General features: G+C 62.6%; 1 pseudogene. It reads left to right on the top strand.

What is annotated here, in order from left to right:
• Window positions 1–1,080 (top strand): annotated as a pseudogene (locus tag C8265_RS19235) (Mu transposase domain-containing protein); the annotation flags it as partial.

Below are 1,080 nucleotides of genomic sequence, written 5' to 3' on the forward strand. Positions count from 1 at the left end.
GTGTACGTCGCCCACGACAAGGCGTTTGCCTTCTTCGGTGGGGCCTGTGCGCGGGGCATCTACGACAGCGGGAATTGTCCGCCATTGGTCCGAGGACAATGGACGCGAAGACCGCCGTTGACGCGATCTTCATTGGCAAGGATCGGGCCTATAACCGGCGGTTCCAGCAGATGTGCGGGCATTACCTGGTTGACCCTGTTGCCTGCACCCCGGCTTCCGGCTGGGAGAAGGGGCAGGTCGAGAACCAAGTGGGGGTGATCCGGCGCCGGTTCTTCGTGCCGCGTCCCAAGTTCAAGTCCTATGCCGAGCTGAATGCCTGGCTGGAGGATCGATGCCTGGCCTATGCCAAGGCGAACAAGCACCCGGAGCTGCGCGATAGGACGATTTGGGAGGTGTTCGAAGAAGAGCGCCCGAGCCTCGTTCCTTATGTCGGTCCGTTCGATGGATTCCACGCGGTTCCTGCCTCCGTGTCCAAGACCTGCCTCGTGCGGTTCGACAAGAACCGCTATTCGGTCGATGCCCGGGCGGTCGGGCGGCCGGTAGAGATCGGGGCGTATGCTGACCGGCTGGAATGCTGGCAGGATGGTCGGATCGTCGGCAGCCATACCCGGGCCTTCGGGCGGAACAAAACGATCTTCGATCCCCTGCATTACATCCCCGTCCTGGCCCGCAAACCCGGCGCCCTTCGCAACGGGGCACCCTTCAAGGAATGGGCCCTGCCGGTGCCGATCATTTGACCATTGTCCTCGGACCAATGGCGGACAAGGTCTCATCGTGTGGCGCAAACTGGAACGCCAGCCGGGCGGCGACCGACAGATGGTCGACATTCTGAGCGCCGTGCTGACCGATGGCCTTGAGGCGGTCGAGGCGGCCTGTGCGGAAGCTCTGTCGCACAACGTCCATTCCGCCAGTGTCGTGCTGAACATCCTGGCCCGGCACCGCGAGCCGCCACCGCCCCTGACAATTACAACGCCAGATGCGCTGAAGCTGGCCTGCGAGCGAATTGCCGACTGCAACCGATATGACAACTTGAGGAGAACACAGGATGGAACGCTCAGACGTGATCGACGCGATGGGGAA

Source organism: Oceaniglobus ichthyenteri (assembly GCF_003057885.1).
Taxonomy (GTDB): domain Bacteria; phylum Pseudomonadota; class Alphaproteobacteria; order Rhodobacterales; family Rhodobacteraceae; genus Oceaniglobus; species Oceaniglobus ichthyenteri.